This window comes from Deltaproteobacteria bacterium (assembly GCA_017302835.1).
Classification (GTDB): Bacteria; Bdellovibrionota; Bdellovibrionia; order Bdellovibrionales; family Bdellovibrionaceae; genus UBA2316.
This window is the reverse complement of record JAFLCC010000010.1, coordinates 1-21,282: the sequence shown is the minus strand read 5'-3', so window position 1 is coordinate 21,282 and position 21,282 is coordinate 1. Positions and strand designations below refer to the sequence as shown.

Genomic DNA, 21,282 nt, shown 5'->3' with positions numbered 1-21,282 from the left:
ATTATGCGCAATGGATTTATCAATATCAAAAAATCACTTTTAGCTTCACTTTTTATTCACATCTTTTTTCTCATATATTTTAATTCTTTTTTAAAACCCGATATAAAAGCACCAAATAAATATGAAGTTACGTTGACAGAGAAAAAAAATAATTTGACCATTTTGCCAAAAGGCACAACCTCTGTTAAGGGAAGTAAGAAATCATCAACAACTTCAGTCAAATCAGATCCAATTTTATTTAAGCCCAGTGTTGATTTTTCAAAATTTAATGAAATTTCTACTTTTACAAGTAATGAAATAAAAACACAAAAAAATCTTCACGAAGATAGTTACTCAATTTCTCCAAATAAAGATGATATTAATTTGGCTTGGGGAATAGGTGGAGGCACCTTTGAAAGAGTTAAAGACTATACATTGTATAAAAAGATTTATAACACGGTAGAAGGGATTCTCTTTTTTCCTTCTTTTTTTAAAAGACAAAAGATTTCTGGAACAGTTAATGCCCGTTTGGTTTTAAATGAACAAGGTACTTGTAACTGGTATGATACAAAAATCCATGAGGCTGATTTCAATATGCGACTTTATGTCCTTAGTGTTTTGAAAAAGACTTGCGAACAAAATTTTAAGCCTTACTTAAAAAAAAGGTTAGTTACCGTAGTCGATTTATCCTTCATGTTTGAGTTTGGTGAAGTGGCTAATTCTGAATTAAAAAATGAAAATACATTTATTATTGGAAATGCTCTTCATTTTTATAGAAGCCAAGTTCAAAGCTCTCTCGAATGGGAGTTAGGTCCATTTAAAGGGATGTTCCCCTTGCCAGCTGTATATATGAACCTGCCTTGGATACAGGAGAATTGGGATCGAATAGTACGTCATAAAAATCCTGAAGATTTTTTTAAAAAAGAATTTGGTGAAAAAATTTAGTTTTTTATTTTAACGTCTAAATGGACTTAACTCAGTAAGCCAGTGAGTTCTGTGTATGTATTTTTTACTGTACTTATTCTAACCACTTCAAAAACTGGATGCTTTACTATAACATCTCTAGGAATTACTAAAGATAGTTCCTAAGTGTCTTCCTAGGAAATTATTCCGAAAACACAAAGAACGAACTTCTATACCGAAAGGCAAATTATGAAACAAACACTATTATCAATACTTCTATTAACAGTTATTTCCTCTGCACAAAATTATCCAATTCAAAATAATTACGCTCCAAGGCCTCAAGATATTGTTGTTCTTTTTGATATGGCTGATCGCGAGTTTATGCCGTTCTTTTTTTATAACATTATGGGAGACTTCCAGGACATGAAAATGCATGATAGTTGTAAAACTATTAAAGTTAACACGCAAATGAAACCAGAAGCCGTTGTTTGTGTGTCAGCTCAATATAGAGAAACAGTAGTTGGAACGCTTTCTAACAGCGGTGTACAAATTGAAGAATTCAAAGGTTACAATGTAAATTGGAATGGAAAAACAACGCTTAAGCAATTTGTAAATCCAATTGGAAATACACTAACATATTCTGTGGTCGTAATTCAGTAAAAATTCTACAGCGATGTCCGGTCTCTAGAAAATGCCTTTAGAATTAATTCTGAATCATTTTTTCATTTTTATTTTCTAATTTTTTTGAAGAGCGAAGGCTCGCTCTGCTTTTTCGGTTTCGTTGTCTTGAAATCTGCCTGTTGTCGCTCCAGAGAACTAAAGAAATTTCTTGTTCGAGAGAGACTGGATCGATTTTGAAATCGCCAAAACTGAACTTGGTGGTTTTAGCGTTTCCGCATCTGTGCGTCTTCGGTTGCAGCTTTTAAATGTTCAATTTGAAGATTTTCGTCCGCACGAAGTCGTTTTAAAAGATCATCCAGTTGTAATATAGCCCGAAAGGGGTTTTTAGGTCGTTTTAGAGCGAATAAAGGGCTAACCTAGGAAGCTATACAATCGATTTAACATTATACTTGCTTTTCTTAGACTCTGCTGGGTCCACCGGCAAATTGAAAATTAATTTTAACCGTCGGGTTCAGACGAAACTGCAAATTTATTATTGAAGACGAAGTAACGTTTTAAGTTTGTGGAGTCTATGGATCTTTTTTAACTCGGGATTCGTCGAAATCATGGCAGCGATGAGGCTTTCATACCGGGAGCGTTCTTCATTAAGCGTCGCTGTTTTAGAAAGTTCTAATACAAGTAAAAAAGACTCCTTGTCGTTTTGGTTGTGAACTAAATTGGCTAATTTAAAAATGGGTTGCAAGGCAGAACGTGGCAAATTATTTCCAGCATACAAATTATCACGGACCTTCATATGTACCTCGAGAATGCTTTTAAAGTTTAAGCTCCGGAATGTTTCGGAGATAAATGTGGGTAAGTTGTTGTCTCTTGGCGAATGCTGCTTTAACAAAAAAATCACAATCTGGATTTAATCATTTTGATTGCTAATCTTTGCGATGGAATTCTGAAATAGCGCATACTTTTCGTAGCTATTTGTTAAATGTCGAGTGACTTCGTGGAGATCTTCCAAACTCATTTTATCATCAAACAAGCGATCCACATACTTTTTGAAAAAATCATAGCTTTCCATCGTAAATAAATGACGACGACCGTCTGAATATTGTTCGTTTAGAAACTGAGCCAAGCGAGCCCTGTTTTCTGAACGGTTTTCATTTCCTTTTAAAAGCGCCTCGATGTTAGATAAATGTTGAGCATACTGATTTTTTTTCTCAGAGATTTTTATGTCTTTTTCATTTTGCTCTAGATTTTTCTTTGATTCATATAAAGAGAGTGTGCTTGTAGGTGGCCTTTTCGAAATGTCTTTCAAGCCTCTGATCCAGTAATCAACGGGGGTATTGTCCGCTAAACTCAATGCTAGGCTATCACTTTTTATTTCTCCCCCACGTGCCGGCGCTACATATTGCATCGATTGCGGAAACGCGAACCAGTTTCTTAGACCGGCCTCACATCGCCCACCATGGCAAGCTGCCGTGTAGAATAACTCATGGACGTCCGGGGAGACAAGGTAAGGTGTATCACCTACAACAAAATAGACATTATCAGCAACTGTATTTTTTAAAAAAAGCCCGCGTGGTTGGTTTTGGTAAGAGTCCAAACATAGGTCCGCAGCTGTCACATTTATTGACAGTACCGACACCATAAATGCTATTAGGACCTGCTTCATAGCGAGGCCTCCCTGTATGCAAGAGCTATTGCAAATGCTTCACCTGATCTGGCCTGACCATCTTCCTCAAATTTCGACTGAATTTTTTAGGCTAGCGTTATGCTTTATGGTATTCATGGGAATTCAGAAGGCTCATGCAACGGGGGCAGGGATTACCTATCACGGTCGGCTCATTGATCCCAATGGAAGTCCCGTTGTGAGTAGCAATGTTCAGTTTCGAATACAAATTAGAACCCCGAGCAATGAAAACTGTTTGATGTGTATGACGAAGTTCAAAACAAAGATCTGTCTATGACCAGTGCAAATTCAGCTGCTTTATTTGCTAGCGTCGATTCAGGAGCCCCCTATGCTGCGGCGGCTGCCTGTGAAAACCTAAATCAAGATGGTCACAGCGATTGGTATCTGCCGTCGGTGAATGAGTTAAATATTTTGCAAGCAGGCGTAAACACTATTAAAAATTTTTACACAAGCTTTACTCACTATTGGTCATCGACAGAGCTTGATGAACGCTTTGTAGGACCGTGCAGTTCCCTTGGGGTGGTCTTTCCTCTGGGGCTTACGAAAATGGAAAGGCTTGGATAAATTTTGTTCGCTGTGTTCGAAGATAACATTCTATCAAATGGCTTCGATGAGCCTTATGATTATTTCGCTTGTGTGAAAATGAAGCTCGGAATGGTCTTGGTTTAAAAAAGTAAAATGGCTGCGGAATTAAAAATCTTATGGACTGAAAATTCAATTCAAGATTTGTTCGCCATTAAAGAATTCATTGCGGATGTTGAAGTGCCACTCAAGCCAACTTGAAGGTTGCATAAAGTTGAAATTGAAGTTGAAGTTATGTAAACCGATACCTACAAAGTCGCTCGGTAATTAAACCGTCAATTTCCCTTGGAAATGACACTTCTACAAATTAAATGGAAACTCTGTTTGACCAAGCTCTGAATTCAAGAAAAAATAAGATACAAATAATAAGATACAATAAAGGAGCCAACTTGTTTTATTCAATAGGGTGTTTTTTTCGTCTAAGTTTTCTTGTTAATTTTATTATGTTTTTTTCTGGGTGTTCCTCGTTTGTAAAAAAACCGGAGGTGAATCAAGTTAAGAAAATTGCGATTCTTAGCGTTTACGCCAATGATAAAGTTGTCGAAGCTAAGGGGCGAGGAATGGTTCAAAACTGGGATCAGATTTTTAAAATGCAAGTGGCCGAAGATTTTTTAGCCATTTACAAAAGCAGTTTTAAGAAAATAGGCTGGATTGTCGTTGAACCTACCGAAGTTTTAGCATCGGCAGAGTATAAAGCAATGTTCGAAGTTAAACAAGTTGAGACCAGTAATGAAACGGTCAATAAAGTAGGAAATTTTTTAGGTGACATAGGCTCCAAATTGATGGAACGATCGAATAAAATGAATTTTTTTAGTCCTGCAGGGATGTATGCTATCCCTTTTCCTGCAAACGAAAAAAATTGCTATGGTGACTGTCCTCCGTCGCCAAAAAAAAAGTTAGCTGATTTGGCTGCCAAACTCAAAGTCGATGGTATTGCCGTGATTCAAATTGATTTTTGTTACGAGGGTGGAAGTTGGACTTCCCTGGGTGGACTCGGCGAGGCTTTTATGACTGCTGCCACATCAATCAAAGTGGTTAATAAAAATGCGGTGACTGTTGTCGAGATGCCAACGCTTCAAATTTGTGACAAGTCGAAAAATCGAGCTGAATCAACCAACTCAATGGTCATGAATGGTGGAAATCTTGTATTTATGACCGCATCGAAAGAAAAGTTAAGAAATATGTTTAAACAAGCAACTTCCAAAAGTGCACATTTAGCGATGAAACAACTTGGCGATCAAATGAAGTAAGAAAAGCGGTTCCAGTTTTTTCAATCCCTCCATAAACTGGTCTCCAACGATTTTGTCAAAATCCATAAAAACACAAAGAATTCTAAAAATAAAATTGTTGTGCCCGTTGAGGCTCCATCTTACTAACGTTCCCCCATCGACCGGAGACAAAGTCATTCTCTTCCGATCTTCTTGGGTTCTTTAGGCTTTCTTGGATGCAATATTTCCATTTTGGACTCTCTTTCTAAAGAGCCAAGCGGTGTTTAATAAATATAGGCAGGAGAGTCTGACCATAGAGGCGCAGTCTATACTTTAGTCCGAAATCTTTTGCTCTATCGAAGTATACGACTGCCGAAAAATGCTCCAATAGATAACCTTTATAAAGCTATTATAGATTCTCCTGATTCTATGGTTGGGAAAAAGATTCCAAGACTTGCGTTTACTTCTGTATCTTTAGCAGCTGGACAAACCTACCAAATGGTTTCAGATGCACCTTGGGATTTACACCCAAAGGAAATACCTATTTTTTTCAAAATTCTGGTTAAGAAGCGAACTCCAGGTATATATTTAGATCCGCCTTTTTTCGACGGAAATGGAAAATGGAGAGGACTTCGCGAATATGAAATCCTTTTACCTAGGGATGGTGCGCTGTTAATTAAGAAGATATACAAGGACGAAAATAACAGAGTGATAGTTGAGGCCGAATTCGTTTATCAGAATGCAACAGTTAAAAACCAATAAATTTGAATAAAATAATCTCAATCCAATTTTGTTAACACGATTTGTAAAAAATCCGTCAGATTATTATAATGGAAAAGCTCAAGTTTCTGGGTCTGATCTTCTTAATCATTTAGGCAATATGATTTCAAGCCTTAAATTGGATTGTGAAGGTTCATCTTACACAATGAAGGGACGATTTAATTTAAATAAAAGAACTTTCTTCATTGGGGGCAGATTTGAACTTCACTGGTTCAACATGTCATGGGAAAAGATGGAGATTGTGCTGGATACAGTGGCGTGACAGAGAGAATCTCATCTGTCGGTGGCACTGTTCTTACTAATGATAATAATTTTCCAAGCTGGCATTCGACAACTATCCCGCATCGTTTTATTCCTACTGAAGATTCTCTTTTTATGAGTTGGAAAGGTTCCAAAACCATATTGAAGATTGATTTCATTAGGCAGAGTGTTGCAGGCGTTGGTGATAATGTCATCATTGGAAGGAGAGTCAATTCCTTAGTGGCGGATCTTCCGCATAGTATTTTAAGTTATAACTTTAAAAAAACTGCAGTTAGTAAAACGGTATTTTACTATTTTGCTACCAACGCTAAACTATACAAATTTATTGTGAGTGAATCAAATGGTGTTGGTACAGCTACTGAGCTAATTTTGCCTTCTAGTTCTATGTCTTGTAGTACTAGAGGAAAATCTTTAGAATGGACCAGTACTTCAAAAGAAGTCTTTTATTTTGTCTATAGACAAAATGGATTAGATGCTATTGGAGAGTATTATGTTGGAGCTAATTAATTACTGACAACTTTTTAGTTCTACCAAAAAAGAGTATAGGGCAGGCAAGAAGTGCACAACGATCCAACGATTTGCGTAACCTCCTGTACTTAAGTTGAATAGTGTCTCAACAATCTAGACTCGAAAACAAATGAATAATCACGATAGGTTGGGTATGAATATATCTACACTCATTGGCTTTGGTGTCGCTGCGCTGGTTTTATGGTTTGGTGTTCTGCACTCAACACCTAATCCTAAACTTTTTCTAGATCCTCATGCATTAATATTGGTTTGTGGCGGAACTTTGGCTGCAGCTCTTATCGCTTTTCCCATAAAAAAATTAATTGGATTTTTTGACTTTTTCATTTCTGGGGTTCTACTTAAGAAAAATCTGAAAACTGTTGTGATTGGTGAGCAGATTTTTAGATCATATGAAATGCACAAGGCAAATCATATGGATCAATTGGTCAATGAAAGCGGCTTTCATCCTTTTCTGGTTGAGTCTGTCAAAATGATTTCTAGACATCAATTTGAAGATCATGAGCTTGAAGAGATTTTAGAGACTCGAATCGAATCTATCAAGACTGCCTATCTTAATGATGCTAAAATGCTTAATGCCTTAGCCAAGTTTCCGCCTGCTTTTGGTCTTCTAGGTGCCTCTACGGGAATGATCGTTATGATGACCCGCTTGGGAAGTGGAGGTGCTGAAACGATTGGTCCGGCCATGGCCATTGCACTGGTTGCAACCTTCTGGGGGATAGCTGTAGCAAACCTCGTATTTTTACCACTATCAGACTATGCTAATAAAGTCGCGTTGGACGAAGCGAGACAAAGAAAAATGATAGCAGATTCGGTAAGAGCCATGAATAAAAAGTGCTCTATTGCGTTTTTGACAGAAATCACTCTCGGTCATTTACCAATGTCAGATCGCATGAAGTTTAAAGAACGAGTACGCAATTTCCTTATCGAGAAGAAAGAACAAATGGAAATGGCAGGCACACAAATTATACCAATCACTTCAGATACAACTAACAATAAAGTAGCCTAGAGATGAATGCAGCCAAGTCGGCAATGAAGCCTAAGAACAACAAAACGTCCTCGGTTGAACCCAGTTTAAAAGTCATTTATAAAAAAAAATACATTCAGGAAGACCATGAACAACATATTGATGAGAGATGGTTAGTCTCTTATTCCGATATGATGACTCTTCTTTTTGGATTGTTCGTTATGCTGTATTCTATGCAAAGTCCAGATGCTATCAAAAGAATGCAAGATTCTATTCAGCAAAACTTTGCTGAAAACAAGAAGCCCACGACAGTAGTAGAAAAGGTAGACGTCCAAGTGATTCAAGCTGAACTCGAAAAAGCTCTTTACGATAGCAGTCGAATAAAACTGGAACTAGAAGATGAAAAAAGAAAAGCAGAAGCTATAAAAATATCACAAATAGATAACAACAAAGAAACTTCGGATTTAAAGTTCTCAATACAAAATCATGAAGATGAAAAACGCCAAATGAGCGAAGAACTGGCACAGTTGAAAAATGAAAAAAATATCTTGAGTCGACAAATTGCTTCCGTTCAAGATTCAGTTGGTAAACCAGAGCCATCGGGAGAAATTATAAAAGAAAAAGATGAGTCCATTGCAAAATTAAAAAAAGTTATACAGAAAAAAGAAGAAGACATAAAAAAAATGGCGAGTCGGGATGATTTCAAAAAAGAATATGAACATGAAAAAGATAAAAACCAAGCTTTAGATCAAAGAAACTTGGAACTTATGGAAAAGATTAAATCACTTGAAAATAAGGGATCATTTTTGGCTATCATTCTAAATTGGTTTACCACTGAACATGATTTAGATTTAACCATCACCGATCCTAACGGCAAAAAGTTTAATTTTAAAAGTAAACAATATCCAAATTATCCTGGGAAAATGGTACTTGATACGCGCCGAGGTCCAGGGGCTGAAATTTGGCAAGCCGATAAAATTATTCCCGGTACATATAAAGCCGAAATCTCGTTTTATAATCAATATGGTAATCCAGCTCCCGCAGAAGGTAAGCTAGTTATTTTTTCTCCGAAAGGAAACGTTGAAGTGCCGAATTTAAAACTTGATTTTAAAGGTCGGTCAAAAGAAATCATTGCTTTTGATATTGATGCCAATGGTGCAATTCAACTTAAAAAATAAATAATATTTAATTTAAACTGAAAATAGTTTTTTACAGAATTTAGTAACTAATAATCAAGAAGCCATTTCCTCCATTAGCGCTGCCACGGCCACCAGAAGGATCATTTCCACCAATACCGATTCCATACGGATAATTAACGTCCGTCATATTGGGAGGCATTCGGCCGCTTCCAGTTAAGGATTTTCCATTGGTAACTGCAGGAGCTAAAAATCCACTTCCCCCCCCCCCAGAACCAGCTAAACCTAAAACTTCGGAACCTGCGCCTCCGCCAAAATATCCTCCGCCACCACCACCACCTGATTGGTAACTTGATTCATTTCCTCCGCCTCCATAACTAGTAAATGTTGAACCAATGGCTCCTCCTTTTAAAGGGGTACCTGGTCTTGCGGATGCTCCACCCATACCTCCGGCAGATTGACTGCCACCTAATCCAGAGCAAGATCCATGGGTACCACCTTTAGTACCACCACCTTCACCACCAGTTCCACCTATGTTACATCCAGAGGGGTCTCCCGCGCCACCACCACCACCGGCAATTATCACAGCCTTAGTTGTATCAACATGGCTTCCTGTAAAAATTCCTGAATAACCACCGCCAGAAGAGCCGCGATAATATCCTCCCGTACCGCCGCTTCCCACTACTACGGTTAGAGTTGATCCAGGTATGACACTGAAGGTTCCTTTGGAAAATCCGCCAGAGCCGCCAACTTGAGCTGTCAAAAGCCCTTGGATTGTATAGTATTGACGACCTCCTCCACCTGCGCCCCAAGCGGTAACAGTAACAGAATTACATCCAGCAGGAACAGTAAAAGTTTGATCTGAACCAGTGTAATTAAAAACTGCTAAACCTGGACCCGCTGTGCATGAGCCACTATAGTAACTGAGCCCATTTGGTAAGACAGCTTTTTTAGGGCCCACTACCACTGAAATTTGATAGGTTCCCAATGTCTTTGTTGGGGCTATGCAAGATGCTCGAGTACTATCTATGACATTGATAGAAGTGCAATTTGATTTATCAATTGAGACTTGCATTCCTGCCGCAAATCCAGTTCCATTTAATGTTATGGATCCGCCACTGGCTGCAACAAATTTTGGAGTTACTGAACTGATCCGAACTCCTTGAAAAGGCTTTTCTGTGCAACTTTTATAAATATATTGAAGACCTACATCAAATGTTCCAGTGGAAAGTAAACATCGTCCAAGCTTAAAATAATTTTGACAACTATCGCCGTAATCAACAACTTTCTTTTTCCACATGGGAATTAATGCATCAGCAGAAACATAGCTATTTTGCCATGGAAGTAAACAAAACCGAGGTGGAGCACCACCACCTTCTTGATTGCAAATATTATTACATGTTTGTGAGTAGAGTGATCGATTGGTTCTAAAATCAGCGTCAATGCTTGGGTCCCCGGAAGTAAAGTCACCAGAAGACTGGCACCTCATTTGTATTTGTTTGCAGCCTGTGCCACAAGAATTCGAAGATATTCCTGAACTTTTATATAGGCTAACTGTAGAACCGCTTCCTACAGAGCCCCCCCATGGTAAAGCACATCCAACGCATGTGTTTGAAGGCGGTGAAGTTTGCCATGTTGTTCTATAGATGTCAGAATTTGAATCGTAGGCCAATCCATTTTTTAACAAGTTACTTGATGAGCAAGAAAAAAGTGCTGTTGAATCACTGGGTGTATCTGCGCAGGTCAAAGTCGCTTTTCCATAGAGTGTTTGACTTGAATTATTAGCGATACAATTATTATTTATTCTACAATCTGGTGATGTGGCGGGGTTACAATTAAGAGACCGATGAGAGTTTAGTTGACCTGGAGCAAGGACAATGCGTGAACTATCTGTTGAAGGCTTGTCATAAAGAACTCCGCTGTCACAATATACTCGAATTTTAATAGTGTCGCAGGTATTACAATTGGAAAGGGTATTGGTAGTAAATAAATCCTGTGATTGCCCGTGTGGGAGTGGTGTTCTATTTTGATCTGGAAGCAAACAGCTGCATAGATTAGCTGGTTTTTCTAAGCACAAGGATTTTGAATAATCAGGGTCTCCGCTGAAAGAATAGATTGGTGACTGTGCTGTTCCAGTTTGCAGACAAGTACGTTTATGCGTGTTGCTAACATCATTGCAAGGCACACTGCAAGTTCCTGTAGCACTTTTATAAAATGTTATGATCCCACCAAGAGTCATCGTTCCGCCATCAGGAATGGTGCAACTGCATGCTTTTGGCAAACAACTAGCAAAAGAATATTGGCTGTCCTTGCCATCACTCGTAGCCCCAGATAAAGATCCTTGTAATATTCCATTCTTACAAACTAGTGCCCGCTTATTGTCATCGCAACTTTGGCCACATGTCACTTGAGAGGACTTATACATTTGCACGGTATAGCCATGAGGTACTTGATTGTTTCCAGCATTGCAGGCCTTACAGGCTTTAACTTGGCAGGAAAAAGAAAGTGAAGCTATGGGACGATCAAAATTTCCATTCTTACAAACTAGTTTTACTGCACGAGGCTGACAGGTATCGCCGCATTCGACTTCGCTAGTATCATAGGCAATAGCAGATCCCCCATCGACTATAGGTCCCAATGGTGAAGAGCAAGGACACTCTCCTGTCGCACAAGCTTTAGAATAACTTATTTCAAGTTGTTTTGCCGTTTCAGATTGTGGTGTGTTTACTTTGGCGGAGCATCCAAACAGAAACATTGAAAAAATGAGGGAAAGCAAAATGTTCTGACGCATAAAAAATAATTTAATAGGTTTTGGTGTCATGGGCAGCTCTCTTTTTCAACGCAATTTGGATACACGAAATCCCTCGAACCCGTCATCGTTGGAAAGTGACAGGTTCGGCTTTGGCGGTGATTTGAACAAAGATCAGGTTTTACGACGCACACTGTATCCGTGGTTCCAGTTGCTAATCTTAATCCATTAAGACTGAAGGCATTAAACGATCCATAAAACTCAATTTCACCCACTTGATTGGCCCAAGGTAATAAACAAGGCGAGAATAAAATATCAAAGGGTTGTGTAGCTTTAGAATAATTCGCAGGGCAATTTACTGCGTCGACACAGCCAAGTACACCTCCAGCGCTACTACCTTCTGAGGCACCAAATCTTTTTTTCAGAGCTGATCCAGGTCCTGAATCATTCCCAGTGCCTCCACCAGTGCCTCCCAGACTTCCTTGATCATTGCCGCCAGTAGGGCTGCAATTTAAATAGGGATAGTCAGCCGCATTGGCCGTTCCACCAGTATTATCTGAAAGCGCCGGGGGATTATTGCCAATGCCTGCTACGCACTTAAAAACAGCGCCTACGCCTTGGCATAGATTAGAAGTATTTGTCTTAAATAAACTAATGGTGCTGTTTACAGTCACATTAATACTAGAGGCATCGGTTTTATTGAAAACACAAGAGCTGCAGGAGGCTGGAATGTTGCAACTGGTATTTGTATAATTTGCGAGTAAAGTGGAACCGGCTGGTGAAATAGTGGCTGTTCCGCCAGTTGTTGCACATGTAAACGTTACTTTATTGTTATTACAATAAGTCGAAGGATCAGGAAGACTTGAGCAATTCGCACTTGCTACGGACCAATAACTTAGGGTGGCTCCCGCATTAATTGTTTTTAACGGATCTCGCGGATCTTTACAGGTTTTTGTTTTGCAATCTTTATATCTAAAACTAGTTCCTGGATCCGAAGGTGAAATGGCACCGCTTGCACATCCAAGGTACTTATAGTGACTTGATGAGTAACAGCTATCAGTAGAATCAACCTCATTTGTATTAAAAACGTACTGACTGTTTCCATTTAAAATAGAAATTCCTCCTTGAGTCACACAGTCTGTAGGCCTTACACATTGATCGGAATAAGATTCTACAGTTGCTTGCGATATAGCCGAATCTGAACTGTCTTTCCAAACTCCATTCACGCATTGCAAATTAATCGGGTCACAACTTCCGCCATTGTAGAAGACCCTTGAGGAGCCAGAGGAAACATCGGGGTTAATTAAGTGTTGCCTGCAAGGCGCAGAAAGAACAGCACACGTTTTATATTTATAAGCCGTGCTACCTTGAAAGAAACCTCCTGAACAGGCCTGACAATTATTGACGGCCTCACATGTTGATCCATAAGGGACAGTTGTCGAAGAATACAAAGTAAATCCCGGAGTGCCGCCTACGGTTGTGCATGTGCCGCAAGCTCCACTTTGACAATCTGAACAAGTAACTGTATCACTGGCATCCATTTTTTTTAAATTTGGTTTTGAATTAATTCCTAATGTATCTTTAACCGAATTTGAAATCCTATTGAAAAAACTGTTCGTTATAACACAGCTATTGGAAGCAGGCTCTTGACATTGAGTTGGGAAGTTAATGTCATTTCCAGGAACCCAATTTCCATTATTGCAAACACGAATCTGTTGTACTTGCATGCAGGGTTGACCACACACTGCTATTGCTGTCGAATAAAAAGCTCTTGTTCCACCATGACTTATACTTTCTGGAGTACCTAAATTTAAGCTTGAAGAGGGGCTATTCGCAGGTGGATACAAACAAGTAGCGCAACCTGCTCCCGAACAAGTTTTTGGAATTAATTGTCCGGCGACAAAAATATTTTCTGATGAACTTTTTGAAATACATGTTTCACAGGTAACACCGTTAACAGCTTCGCAGAATGGACAGGATGGTGGTAAAACTTGCAATGACACCGTTTGCACTTCACCATTTGAAAAGTTCGGATCAACAGAAGCCTCAATGCCGCCCTGGCATCCCCAAGGAAGATCATCAAAAGTCAGTTGCTGAACTGATGTCCCGTCAATTCGTTGAGTTATATCAACCGATGAAACATACTTTTTTCCGCAAAGAGTTAGCTCATGACAATCTTTAACACTTCTATCAACTTCTAATGGAACTATATTTGCCCCACCGTCGCAAACAGGTCCAAGCCTCATTGAATCCATTAATCTAGAGGTATCTCGGCAGAAATATTTCGCTATGGATGAGAGCGCAACTTGAAGAACTACCTTGTTTCCAGATTCACATTTGTTTTGTGCCTGGGTTGAGTTTGAAATTAAAGTTACTGAATTCTGTTGCGCCATGGATTCAACTGCGCTTTTGATGCTGGATTCATTATTCACTTTACCAGTGCATGAAATCAAAATGATCGATGGTAAAACGATCATCAACTTAAGAATACAACGAATTGTAAGTTTAAATTCAATCGTTTTTTTCAAAAAAAATCCTTTCTATTTGAAACTATAATCAACTTGTCTAAAATTAGAACCTGAATCAGACTCTAAATGCAAGACGAGTTTTCCATCTTGAAAAAATCGCAATGTAATGGGTAGGTTTCGCATAGCCAAAGCAGTCGTTGTTCCAACATAATTATTTGGAGTGCCACCCTGTATCCAAAAGCCAGAAGCGCCGGTTGTATAAAAAGGAGCATATTTTATATAGTCTGAAATGACATAGTTGGACAGTTCATGCTTGATTCCTGAAGAACAACTGCCTGACCAGTTGACCGACAAATTCCCATGACCCAATAATCCTGTCCCTTTAGCAAGGGGTGTTTCAAATTTTTTTGCCTCTCGCAATGCTGAACTGATTTGGTAAGCTGAACTGAGGTAGCTCGCAACGTTTTCATAATGTCCGCTAAAATCATAGGCTACTAAGTTTGTAGAAAATGGCTGTCCAACATCGTAAAAATCCCAAAACTTATAGTTGGCAACAGATGTTCCTGGGTTAAGTGGTTTTAAATTAGAACGATCATTTTGATAAAGTGTCTGCAAAGTATCCCATGCTGGACCAGACATATAATTTGAATTTCGACGATAATAGGTAATGTTTTCACCAGTACCGATTCTTAAAAATTTATTATAGGAATTGATATTAGCTGCGAAATTTTGAATCGAAGCATCTGAAATTCCTCCTCCCACTGTGGGTCCACCGATTCCGGCATTGGGAGGATAGCTGGAAAAAGATTTGTATGCTTTTGTAAATGGGTCTGAATCGGTTGCAACCAATGTATCTTTCGTGAATTTTAAGGTCATATCTGTATTGGATACCATTTGAACCGTTTCAATTGGCAATGGTTTAGATGTCGTTGGAAGTAACTTATTATCATAAACAAAACCACCGTCACTCATCTTGATATTAGGAATGAGGTTAGTAAGTGCCCAAACATAATTATAGGTCGTAAATGACGCTTCTACTTCGATAGGCGAAGGCGATAGGGAACAAAGTGAGCCATTGATTTGGTAATTTTGAGAATCTCTTGTTATAGAAAAAGAATCTTCGGTAGTTGAACTTACAATTTCGGGAAACTCAAATTGCACATTACCTGAAGCATCTGAAAGGGTTACTGGTCCGGTATTGCCAGCAACAACTTTAAACATCTGTCCGCTTAAATTATTCGAACTCAATTGTTTAAAAGGGACAATTAGTTCAAAACCGTGGGAGGCCGTTAGAGTCTGGCACAAACTGACTAGTTGGGGATTTGATTCTAGCCCAGCGGGATATCTGTTTTTTTGAGTCTGTGAAACAGTAATACCTGATGCCTGGTAAGCTCTTGAATGAACAACTCCAGTATTAAAAGAGTTTGAACTATTGACATTAGCCATCCAACTGATGTCTCCATCTGCATCTATTGTTGAGTGGGGAACCATATATGGGTAGTCATATGCAAAATCAGTTAGAACACTTGTACTATTTTTGTCTATTATACCTACATATACTGCTTCTTCAGATCCAGGCAAACAAGCCCATCCCTGTATATAGAAGTACTGCATGTCCATGCGAATATTTGTCACTTCTCCAATGATAGGTTGACCTAAATTTCCGGGGAGATCACGAATGTCAATTTTTGAAGCAGCATCGACTCCATAAATACTTTTACCTGAAACTACATGGTATATGGCGACAGACAAAGGCAGTTTCTGTTGAGGATCCGTTTTCGATGACATCATAGTTATCACTTGGTCCCTATTTAGGATCACTTTATAGGTACAATTGCTGCCAACGCAGGTAGCATTTGTTGGTGGCCAAGGAAGACTTTGAATTAAACAGGATGAAGAGTAGTTGCAACCAGAGGTAAGATCAAAAACTCCGATTCGTGAATTTGCAGATACTGAAGCTAAAATCGATGAATTATATGAAATGGAAAGTTCGATTTGAGGATTTCCTTTTGCATCTATTGTGCGCGACTGGGAAATAGTTATGGGCTGCAAAGTGGACTGCTGTTGTATGGCTTGCCCTAACAAAACTAAATCTAAAAAAGCCCCGTTTTTTATATAAGGGATTAAATCATTTCTGATCTTAGCTCCATCCACAGTGAGCATTTTTTTAAAGGTTCCTACGTCCAGAGCTAAGTTTCTGAAGCGATAACTGCCAATCATCAAAGCTGCTGCACCGGTCACCATAGGTGCCGCAAAAGAGGTTCCATCCATGATAGCAACGCCACCAGCGGGAGGGGTGAGGTTGGATGGATAGACTGATGCGATGGATACACCAGGTGCTAAAATATTAACATAAGTAGCACTGCGATTTGAAAAAGAAGCGACATTGCCTACGGTATCACTGGCGCCAACAGTAATTACATTTTGCATACTAAAAGAATACTGTGCTGGAAAGCTTGGTCTTGAGTCTAAATTATTCCCACTATTTCCTGCGGCCACAACAAAAAGAACGTTTGAATTATAACCATCAATAAGACCATCAGAAATCATCGGATCATCGTTGTAGTAACCTCCCACATTTCCAAAAGACATATTTACTACATCGAGTCCATCTGCTACCGCGTCTGCAATTGCATTTGCAATTTCGGCATTTGTCATTTGTCCAAGACCATTTCCAATAGCATAGGCATAAATATCAACATTTGGCGCCACGCCAACAAAGCCTCTACTATTATTTCGAATAGCTCCCACAATTCCAGCAACAAAAGTGCCATGATATTGATTTGGTTTTGTTTGATCGTTTCCCATAAATAGAGGGTTTGGGGTCGCGTCCCAAGCACTATTGGACACACGACTAACAACATTGGTAAGGTCGACGTCATCAGCAACTCCAGAATCGATAATACCAACTTTAACTCGCGCTAGACTTGAAGAAGGAAAATAAGTCTGAGCATTTTCGAAATTTATGAGATCATTGGCTAATTGTTGGTATGAATACCGAGCATCGTTAAAAAGGGCATTTTGCACGTAACTCCGAAGCTCTGAAATTCCGCTTAAGCAAAGCCGATCAACTTGGCTTTTTCCTGCCCATTCTTGCAGTTGAGTTTCATTGAGTTCCCCAGGGTTTTTAATTTCATAAATTTGAAAGCGATTCTTTTTTTGTGGTAAAACTCCTTGTTTAAAAGCTTGGCAGGTAATGGAATCCAAGTTTTGACCTTCTGCACACCAGGATTGAGCACATGAATTATTTATTTTGGCCACAAGCCGAATATCTTTTTTCAATAAGATTTCTGATTTGAAGGTATTGGTAGACGAGTCAAATGAAGAGTTTGACGAAAAATCATCAGTAGTGATTGAATTTTGATCTGATTCATTATTGGCCGATATCGGTTTTCCATAAAAACTAGAAGAATCAAGGACTACTTTTTTATCAGCAAAAGGAGATTTAACGGCATTATCTCCAACTCGTGTAACACCTTTATGTCCTTGAGGGGCACAGTTTTGAAAATAAATGCTTAGGGGCAAACCCAATATCATTAGAAAAAGGATCGATTTTCTATATGCCAATAGATGACGAAAATCAGTTGATTTCAGTGATTCCCCCTCGGTATCGAGCTTTGTTTAATTATAAACTATTCTTTTGTATGATTTCGGATTTTTTTCAAAATAAATGAGGATTTTTTGTGATTTCCGGGAAATTTTCCAATTGAAGATCTGTTATCAAAACGAGATATATCAATTTGAGAATTGGAGGTCTTTAAAATTCTCGACCAATTCTACTTTGAGGCTTCTTTTAAAATGATCTTTTGACCACAAAAAAGTTTTGGCCGAACTTTCTAATGTTTTGGAGAGAATCGGTAACGGTGTATGATTGGAACTGAGAGGACAATCCCCATCCGGTGTTTAATCCAGAGTCTCTAATAAAAATTCCTAACTCCGTGTACACATGGTTCGTTATGATCGGCGAGCCAATAGCTTCACTCATGACTTCGAAATATAAGCTGGTTCTTTTGGCTAACTGCCATTGATTCCAAATTCCTAGGCCGATCTGACTCGTCTGATAGCCAACACCAGAACCTGAACTTTGGTTGGAAACAACAAAATAGAACCTTGGCTGAAGTTCCCAAATTTTTGAAATCATTTTTGAATAGGCCAAATATCCCATAACTTGAAAATAAGACAAAGAGCTAGGCACTGATGAATCAGGACTTCCAATACTGCTTTCAAAATTCACACCAAATAAAAACTGATTTATAACTCTTTGTGGTCTCAGAGCTAAGACAGCAAATGGTTTGGTGCTTTTAAAATCAATTATAGAACTTTTTAACGTCATTGATCCGCCACCTGCTGAAATAGTAAAACGAGATTCAGAAATTTTTCCATCTTGAATTTCAGTTTTCAATGATTGTAAATGATAAGTGTAATTTTTTCCATTAGAGTTAAAAACAAAAACTCCCAGAACACTTTGAGCTGCTGTAATTTTTTTTAAGTCATAAATGCGAAAGTTTTCGCCTTTTCCTGCAGATTCAAAAAGACTCGATCGCTCCAACTCAACATCATTTGGAAAACTTAGGTACAATGTCACAAGATTATTTTTCTGAATACAACTGATCCCGAGATAAAAAGGCGCTGGTGCTCCTTGTGCTTGAAACTCTATGGATAGTTGAGCACAATTTTCATCTATCACCTTTGGCTGAATCATTTTAAAATTAAGTGTTGCTGGCCCACCTATAGAAAAATTAATATTTGTATTTATTGATTGGGTGGTAACTAAAATTTTTTTCCCTTTGGTTTGCAGACTTGCAGCTGGAGTATTTGTGTTGGCTTGGTTCAGCAAAGTGTCCCATGGCGAATCGAGAAGAACTTTCCATTGCAGTATCCGAGCGCCTTCTGAATTGAGTATCCATTTATAGTTGTTCTTGATTGGCATTGAAATCGGACCATTTTGATTGATCTCAAATAACCAGGAGGTTGGAGAGTCCGTCGGACTCTTGCTTCCAATCGGGAGGCGATTTTCAGAACGAGATGTAAAGCTAAGTAGCAAGAAACCGAAAAGAAATAAATATTTCATTAGTAGACCACCAATCCATAGAGGATCGATTGTGAAAAAAGGTTATCAGCTTTAGAAGCCTCAATTACTTTAATGCTTTGAAATTGAATTCCACTGCCCCAACCTAAATTTCCTTTATTAGGGTCACGTAATAAGCGCAGATCATAAAATTGATGCGACTTAATTGTATTTGAGCTGATGGCATCTGTTCGGACTTCTGTGGAAATCCACCAACTCGTGCCCAATTTTATAGCCGTCATAAGACCCATTCCCACCTGATTGACTTGATATCCTCCACCTGAAGCTGCGTGGGTCTGGGAGGATATGGCAAAAGAACTTCGTCCTTCGAAAATAAATTTCTTAGATTCATAAATTCGAAAATAGCCGTAAGGCAAAATCTGAAGATATGATATTGAATTCTCTGATTGAGTTAAAGAAAAAGCTGTAGAAAGATCAATACCAAAACCAAACCGCCAAAATAATTTATAAGGCAATCCCTTTAGTAAAAAAATGGGTTTCGACTCTTTTGAGCTGATTGTTGTACTTGAAAAACTAAGAGAATCATACCCAAATCCTACAGCAAATTTAGCTTCTGGAGCATATCCACGAATTTCAACACTTTTGGTCGAAAGAACTTTGAGTTCAAAATTCTGACCTTTATATTTAAGTGTCAAACTAGCCACTTCACCTTCCGCAGCATCTATATTCCCCAGTTCATAGACTCTCCAGCTTTCACCTTTTCCCTGACTGTCAAATAGGGAAGATCGTTCTACTTCCAAAGTCGAGGGAAAACTAAGTTGCAGTTGAGGGTTCTTGGTTTTACTCACACAACGAGCTCCAATAAAGTAGGGAAGAACAGCGGGTTCAATTTGAATGTTTAAATTTGCCTCCTCACATCCCTTATCCCAAATTCCCCAATGATCACCTAAAATTTTTAACTCAATTAAAATAATATCATTTTCTGAGCGTTTAAATTGAATCAAGGTGATTACATCACCGGTTAAAAGTATTAATTTATTATCTTTGACATTAACCGATGCGGAATTGGTGAGGCTTGATATTTGGGCTGATCTTAAGGATTCAGGCAAATTAAAAACGATTTTAGCTTTTAATGCCTGAGCGCCATCTCCTACATTTTCCCAATACCACATTCCTTTCCCAGAGAATGCCACTACGGGTTTCCTTTTTTTTTCAGAGAGTCGAAAGGCTTCAAATTGAGGTTGCGACATTTCAGAAGACAAACAAATTGAAAAAAATATCCAACAAATAAAAAAATAAAGTCGCAGGACCTCCAAAATGATTGAAATCATCGAGTAAACCTAACCCTTCTTTCTAGAAGGAGCAATCTCCTCACAGAACCCGCCGTGCCCTATTAAGGCAACGGGCTCTTCAAAATATAGTTTCAAGTTAATGGACATAAAAACCTGCACCAATAAAATGTGAAGTTAAGAAAATTAAATATCTTTCCACTTCTGGGGGAGAAATCAACTGCTGGGTTAAGTGTTTGCGGTCCAAATTTTGTGAACCCCTTCGCTCCGTGCGCATTATCACATTTCTTTGCTACTATGGGTTCATCTGACTTCCAGAAAAAGAATGAATCTTGTCTAGTTGTGAAACTCGATTTTGATTTGAACATCCCTTTAACCTTTCCTGGATCTCCCAAGTTCCTAACTTAACTAATTATCTGCATGCCACGCCCTCGGACACCGATGGATCGCTGCTCCCTCTTCCAGAAGTTGGCCTGTTGCCTTCGCTCATAACATACAGTCTCGGCATCTATACTCTGTTCAGTACATGACGGTGCTCTATAGCTTCACTTGAGTTGCGGCCTACAGTCTGGCTCACAAATTGAAACTTTAATTGTACATATCTCAGATCGCAAGTTCTATTCTCGCGATTCTAATTTTAACGATCAGAGGATTTCTAAAGAAAGACTAATTGAGAAGCTGATACAGTTTTACTTTTCGCTCTGAGGAGTTCCGAACTTCTAACGATCTTAGTTTGATAGATCTAAGAGCGCATTGAGTCATAGCATGCGAAAGACCTCGGCCATTGAGATCGCGATGATCGAGTCATTAATTTTGAGACGTATCTGATAACCTACCAATAGCCTTCAGAGTTTGAAAAATTTCATTTACATTGCAGTAAACTCTATTTCTTTTTGATCAGAACACGTTAAGTGTCTTTTTAACACCCTATATAGATGTTCGCACTGAATCTGTCCACATCATATAGGGGGTTAAAAAGGTTTGTATCAGATCTTAAGCTGCGGGGCCTTAAAGACCCTATTTTATGCGTTTCTGACGGCAATAGTGGAGTTATCAATGCTATAGACTCAAATTTTACGACAAGTTTAAGGCAAAGATGCGTCA

At 38.7% G+C, this 21,282-nt stretch carries 16 protein-coding genes; 9 read left to right on the top strand and 7 right to left on the bottom strand.

Annotation, left to right across the window (positions count from 1 at the left end; translation table 11 throughout):
- Nucleotides 1-3 precede the first annotated feature (3 nt).
- A complete protein-coding gene (locus J0M15_11765; GenBank protein MBN8537721.1) occupies nt 4-924 on the top strand; it encodes a hypothetical protein in 921 nt (306 codons plus the stop codon).
- Between the two features lie 207 nt (nt 925-1,131).
- A complete protein-coding gene (locus tag J0M15_11760; protein MBN8537720.1) occupies nt 1,132-1,542 on the top strand; it encodes a hypothetical protein in 411 nt (136 codons plus the stop codon).
- Between the two features lie 493 nt (nt 1,543-2,035).
- Here the strand turns inward: J0M15_11760 and J0M15_11755 are convergent, their stop codons facing one another.
- Complete coding sequence (locus tag J0M15_11755) at nt 2,036-2,296, bottom strand: hypothetical protein (GenBank protein ID MBN8537719.1); 261 nt, start codon at nt 2,294-2,296, stop codon at nt 2,036-2,038.
- A gap of 114 nt (nt 2,297-2,410) precedes the next feature.
- Nucleotides 2,411-3,166 carry a hypothetical protein gene (locus J0M15_11750; GenBank protein ID MBN8537718.1) on the bottom strand — a complete coding sequence of 252 codons (756 nt, stop codon included), beginning with the start codon at nt 3,164-3,166 and terminating at the stop codon, nt 2,411-2,413.
- A 291-nt stretch (nt 3,167-3,457) separates the two neighbouring features.
- On the opposite strand from J0M15_11750, the gene J0M15_11745 reads away from it, so the two are divergent.
- The 6 genes from J0M15_11745 (at nt 3,458) to J0M15_11720 (ending at nt 8,685) form a co-directional block, all read left to right on the top strand.
- Nucleotides 3,458-3,748 carry a hypothetical protein gene (locus J0M15_11745; GenBank protein MBN8537717.1) on the top strand — a complete coding sequence of 97 codons (291 nt, stop codon included), beginning with the start codon at nt 3,458-3,460 and terminating at the stop codon, nt 3,746-3,748.
- A gap of 407 nt (nt 3,749-4,155) precedes the next feature.
- Nucleotides 4,156-5,016, top strand: coding sequence for a hypothetical protein (locus J0M15_11740; GenBank protein ID MBN8537716.1), 861 nt, complete (start codon nt 4,156-4,158; stop codon nt 5,014-5,016).
- A gap of 306 nt (nt 5,017-5,322) precedes the next feature.
- Nucleotides 5,323-5,736: a hypothetical protein gene (locus J0M15_11735; GenBank protein ID MBN8537715.1), complete on the top strand. Its 414-nt coding sequence runs from the start codon at nt 5,323-5,325 to the stop codon at nt 5,734-5,736.
- A gap of 240 nt (nt 5,737-5,976) precedes the next feature.
- The gene (locus J0M15_11730; GenBank protein ID MBN8537714.1) at nt 5,977-6,522 is read left to right on the top strand and encodes a hypothetical protein; all 546 of its coding nucleotides are present in this window, start codon (nt 5,977-5,979) and stop codon (nt 6,520-6,522) included.
- Nucleotides 6,523-6,652: 130 nt separating this feature from the next.
- Nucleotides 6,653-7,549 carry a MotA/TolQ/ExbB proton channel family protein gene (locus tag J0M15_11725; GenBank protein ID MBN8537713.1) on the top strand — a complete coding sequence of 299 codons (897 nt, stop codon included), beginning with the start codon at nt 6,653-6,655 and terminating at the stop codon, nt 7,547-7,549.
- A gap of 2 nt (nt 7,550-7,551) precedes the next feature.
- The gene (locus J0M15_11720) at nt 7,552-8,685 is read left to right on the top strand and encodes a hypothetical protein (GenBank protein ID MBN8537712.1); all 1,134 of its coding nucleotides are present in this window, start codon (nt 7,552-7,554) and stop codon (nt 8,683-8,685) included.
- A 40-nt stretch (nt 8,686-8,725) separates the two neighbouring features.
- Here J0M15_11720 and J0M15_11715 read toward each other — a convergent pair whose 3' ends face one another.
- The 5 genes from J0M15_11715 to J0M15_11695 all read right to left on the bottom strand — a co-directional run bounded on the left by J0M15_11715 (nt 8,726) and on the right by J0M15_11695 (nt 20,220).
- Nucleotides 8,726-11,464: an IPT/TIG domain-containing protein gene (locus tag J0M15_11715; GenBank protein ID MBN8537711.1), complete on the bottom strand. Its 2,739-nt coding sequence runs from the start codon at nt 11,462-11,464 to the stop codon at nt 8,726-8,728.
- Nucleotides 11,461-13,920 (bottom strand): hypothetical protein, encoded by a 2,460-nt coding sequence (locus J0M15_11710; protein MBN8537710.1) that lies wholly within the window; start codon nt 13,918-13,920, stop codon nt 11,461-11,463. Before J0M15_11710 ends, J0M15_11715 begins: the two co-directional genes overlap by 4 nt.
- Nucleotides 13,921-13,932: 12 nt before the next feature.
- On the bottom strand, nt 13,933-17,397 hold the full coding sequence (locus J0M15_11705; protein ID MBN8537709.1) for a S8 family serine peptidase: 3,465 nt from the start codon (nt 17,395-17,397) through the stop codon (nt 13,933-13,935).
- Between the two features lie 256 nt (nt 17,398-17,653).
- Nucleotides 17,654-18,931, bottom strand: coding sequence for a hypothetical protein (locus tag J0M15_11700; GenBank protein ID MBN8537708.1), 1,278 nt, complete (start codon nt 18,929-18,931; stop codon nt 17,654-17,656).
- A complete protein-coding gene (locus J0M15_11695; GenBank protein MBN8537707.1) occupies nt 18,931-20,220 on the bottom strand; it encodes a hypothetical protein in 1,290 nt (429 codons plus the stop codon). The genes J0M15_11700 and J0M15_11695 overlap by 1 nt, the downstream gene beginning before the upstream one ends.
- An 893-nt stretch (nt 20,221-21,113) precedes the next feature.
- Here J0M15_11695 and J0M15_11690 point away from each other — a divergent pair.
- On the top strand, nt 21,114-21,282 hold a 169-nt coding region (locus J0M15_11690), incomplete at its 3' end, for a transposase (GenBank protein ID MBN8537706.1).